Source organism: Neisseria sp. P0021.S005, assembly GCF_051956955.1.
Genome location: NZ_JBQCWY010000297.1, coordinates 1 through 3,684, shown reverse-complemented (window position 1 = coordinate 3,684; position 3,684 = coordinate 1). Strand labels below are relative to the sequence as shown.

At 51.8% G+C, this 3,684-nt stretch carries 4 protein-coding genes and 1 pseudogene; all 5 read left to right on the top strand.

Annotated features, from left to right (window positions below; translation table 11 throughout):
- The coding region (locus tag ACTHUE_RS13010) for a heavy-metal-associated domain-containing protein (protein WP_440423039.1) at nucleotides 1–152 on the top strand (152 nt) is incomplete at its 5' end.
- A 147-nt stretch (nucleotides 153–299) separates the two neighbouring features.
- Nucleotides 300–2,462, top strand: a complete 2,163-nt coding sequence (locus tag ACTHUE_RS13005; RefSeq protein WP_440423664.1) for a heavy metal translocating P-type ATPase — start codon at nucleotides 300–302, stop codon at nucleotides 2,460–2,462.
- 74 nt (nucleotides 2,463–2,536) lie between these two features.
- The gene (locus ACTHUE_RS13000; RefSeq protein ID WP_440423662.1) at nucleotides 2,537–2,896 is read left to right on the top strand and encodes a hypothetical protein; all 360 of its coding nucleotides are present in this window, start codon (nucleotides 2,537–2,539) and stop codon (nucleotides 2,894–2,896) included.
- A gap of 131 nt (nucleotides 2,897–3,027) precedes the next feature.
- Nucleotides 3,028–3,285, top strand: coding sequence for a hypothetical protein (locus ACTHUE_RS12995; protein WP_314765936.1), 258 nt, complete (start codon nucleotides 3,028–3,030; stop codon nucleotides 3,283–3,285).
- Between the two features lie 122 nt (nucleotides 3,286–3,407).
- Nucleotides 3,408–3,684 (top strand): annotated as a pseudogene (locus tag ACTHUE_RS12990) (SGNH/GDSL hydrolase family protein); the annotation flags it as partial.

The window sequence follows — 3,684 nt, the reverse complement described above, 5'->3', positions numbered from 1 at the left end:
TAACCCGTCTTTTGGAAGGCGTAGAAGGCGTGGAAAAAGCAGAAGTCAGCTTGGAAAACAAAAATGCAGTGATTACTTTTGATGAAAGCAAGACAGATACCGACGCGCTGATTGATGCCGTAGAAGATGGCGGCTATGATGTGGCTTTGTAACCGATAAGCGTATTTTGAAAAGGCCGTCTGAAACGCTTCAGACGGCCTCTGTCTCTTGATAACTTACTTTTTGCCATTATGTCGTTTTCGTTTGATAATATATAAACACGAAAAACACCCGCCAAACAATCAATAGGAGGCTTTGCCATGCAACAAAAAGTCCGTTTTCAAATCGAAGGCATGACCTGTCAGGCCTGCGCTTCGCGTATTGAAAAAGTATTGAACAAAAAAGATTTTGTCGAATCGGCAGGGGTGAACTTCGCCAGCGAGGAGGCGCAGGTTACGTTTGACGACAGCAAAACCTCCGCAGCCGACATCGCCAAAATTATCGAGAAAACCGGTTACGGCGCGAAGGAAAAAACGGAAGACGCGCTGCCGCAGCCCGAAGAAACAGCGCATGTAAACTGGAGGCTGTGGCTTTTGCTGGTCATCAATATTCCGTTCTTAATCGGCATGGCAGGCATGATGATCGGGCGGCACGATTGGATGATTCCGCCTGTATGGCAATTTGTGCTGGCAAGTATTGTGCAGCTTTGGCTGGCAATCCCGTTTTACAAAAGCGCGTGGGCGAGCATTAAAGGCGGACTGGCGAATATGGACGTACTTGTTACCATCGGTACGGTGTCGATTTATCTGTATTCCGTTTATATGCTGTTTTTCAGCCCGCACTCGGCGCACGGCATGGCACACGTGTATTTTGAAGTAGGCGTGATGGTGATCGGTTTTGTGTCGCTGGGCAAATTTTTGGAACACCGCACCAAAAAATCCAGCCTGAACAGCTTGGGCTTGCTGCTCAAACTCACGCCGACCCAAGTCAACGTGCAACGCAACGGCGAATGGAAACAACTGCCTATCGACCAAGTGCAAATTGGCGATCTAATCCGCGCTAACCACGGCGAACGCATTGCCGCCGACGGCATTATCGAGAGCGGCAGTGGCTGGGCGGACGAGAGCCACCTTACCGGCGAGTCCAATCCCGAAGAGAAAAAGGCAGGCGGCAAAGTGTTGGCGGGCGCGCTGATGACCGAGGGCAGCGTGGTTTACCGCGCTACGCAGCTCGGCAGCCAAACCCTGCTCGGTGATATGATGAACGCGCTGTCCGAAGCGCAGGGCAGCAAGGCGCCGATTGCGCGCGTGGCGGACAAGGTGGCGGCGGTGTTCGTGCCAACTGTCGTGGGCATTGCACTTTTGACTTTTATCGTTACTTGGCTGATTAAAAGCGATTGGACGGTGGCACTGATGCACGCCGTTGCCGTTTTGGTGATTGCCTGCCCGTGCGCGCTCGGTCTGGCGACGCCCGCCGCGATTATGGTCGGCATGGGCAAGGCGGTGAAACACGGCATTTGGTTTAAAGACGCGGCGGCGATGGAAGAAGCCGCCCACGTCGATGCCGTCGTATTGGACAAAACCGGCACGCTGACCGAAGGCAAGCCGCAGGTTGCTGCCGTTTATTGCGTTCCCGACAGTGGTTTTGACGAAGACGCTTTGTACCGCATCGCCGCCGCCGTCGAACAAAACGCCGCCCACCCACTCGCCCGTGCTATCGTCTCCGCCGCCCAAGCGCGCGGTTTGGATATTCCCACCGCACAAGACGCGCAAACCGTTGTCGGCGCAGGCATTACCGCCGAAGTCGAAGGCGTGGGTTTGGTGAAAGCGGGCAAAGCCGAATTTGCCGAATTGACCTTGCCGAAGTTTTCAGACGGCGTTTGGGACATTGCAAGCATTGTCGCAGTCTCGGTTGATAACAAACCCATCGGCGCATTCGCGCTCGCCGACGCGCTGAAAGCCGACACCGCCGAAGCCATAGGCCGTCTGAAAAAACACGGCATCGACGTTTACATCATGAGCGGCGACAACCAAGGCACGGTCGAATACGTCGCCAAACAACTGGGCATCGCACACGCCTTCGGCAACATGAGTCCGCGCGACAAAGCCGCCGAAGTGCAGAAACTCAAAGCCGCCGGCAAAACCGTAGCAATGGTCGGCGACGGCATCAACGACGCCCCCGCGCTCGCCGCTGCCAACGTCAGCTTCGCCATGAAAGGCGGTGCGGACGTTGCCGAACACACCGCGTCCGCCACGCTGATGCAGCATTCGGTCAACCAACTCGCCGATGCCTTGCTGGTATCGCAGGCGACTTTGAAAAACATCAAACAAAACCTGTTTTTCGCCTTCTTCTACAACATATTAGGCATCCCGCTTGCCGCACTCGGCTTCTTAAATCCCGTCATCGCAGGCGCGGCAATGGCGGCAAGTTCGGTTTCGGTGTTGAGCAATGCGTTGAGGTTGAAGCGGGTGAAGATTGAGTGAAACGTGGCAAAGGCCCTCTGAAAATCATACGCCCAGTTTCATTTTTCAGGTAGCCTCAAATTAGGAATCAAACGATGAAAAGCTATACGCTCTATATTCCCCACTTTGAATACCCTGAATCATTTGAAAAAATCGTCGAACTGAATTTAGTCGATTTCGATATTTGGCATCTGCTCGATAGCGATTGGGCCGCCAAGCTATACCAAGGCATGCAAACGCGTTATCCCAATAGAAAACTGATTCCCTTCGCCAAACGCAGCGATTGCGATGACACTGCTTGCTTCGAAATCGGCAAAGGCGGCACAGTCCAGCTTATCCACGACTTTGCTGACCCCGGCTGGGAGCAGCGTCAAGAATTCCCCGATTGCTGGGCATGGCTCGCCCAAGCGGTAAACGATATGATCGAACACAATCGGGAAGACGATATCCTGTAAACATCAGGCATGTTGGTTTTGGCCAAGGAAATGCAACGTTGAGCGTCAAGCTGAGGCCGTCTGAAGACTGTTTTTCAGACGGCCTTTAATCCATATTTTCTGATTTTGAGACTCAAGCGGGAGTTTGTTGTATGGACATGATGTTGTTTACCAATATTGTGTTGATTGTTTTATGTATTTTTACCATGTTGCTGGTGTGGTCGCGTAACTGGAAACGCAAGCAGGCGTATCTGGAGAAAATCAAAAGCAATCCGGAAAACCTCAAGTGGGTCGGGCAGAATCTGACCGGTCAGGAATGGAAGGATTGGAAAGCCGTGAGCGACCGTTTTGGGCTGCCCATGTTGCAGGCCAAGCAATTAATTGATTTTTATAAAAACAGTCAGCGTTAATTTATGATTTAACGATAGAACTTGACTGAAGTTAAGGCCGTCTGAAATAGCACTCTTATAATAATATAAGTGATATTTCAGACGGCCTTGCTGTTGGTTCAAATAAAGGGAGGGGAACAAAAATGACCGTTTACTTAATCGGCGATTCCGTTCGGCTTGCATCGGAGCCTTACACGCGCGCCGCTTTGCCTGAGGCGGATATTGTTTCTCCATCGGAAAACTGCCGTTCGTCGCATGATGTGTTAGAGCATATCAGGCAATGGACAGAGGGCGCGACTGTGGGAGACATTATCCACATCAATTGCGGTTTGCACGACATCCGCCATAATCAAGGCTGTAATGAGCCGGTGGCCGATATAAAAACCTATCGCAGCAACCTGATTCAAATTTTCGATTATC

Excerpts from the sequence above, each read along its gene's own strand:
- ACTHUE_RS13005 (WP_440423664.1), top strand. The coding sequence starts at position 300 with ATGCAACAAAAAGTCCGTTTTCAAATCGAAGGCATGACCTGTCAGGCC.
- ACTHUE_RS13000 (WP_440423662.1), top strand. The coding sequence starts at position 2,537 with ATGAAAAGCTATACGCTCTATATTCCCCACTTTGAATACCCTGAATCA.
- ACTHUE_RS12995 (WP_314765936.1), top strand. The coding sequence starts at position 3,028 with ATGGACATGATGTTGTTTACCAATATTGTGTTGATTGTTTTATGTATT.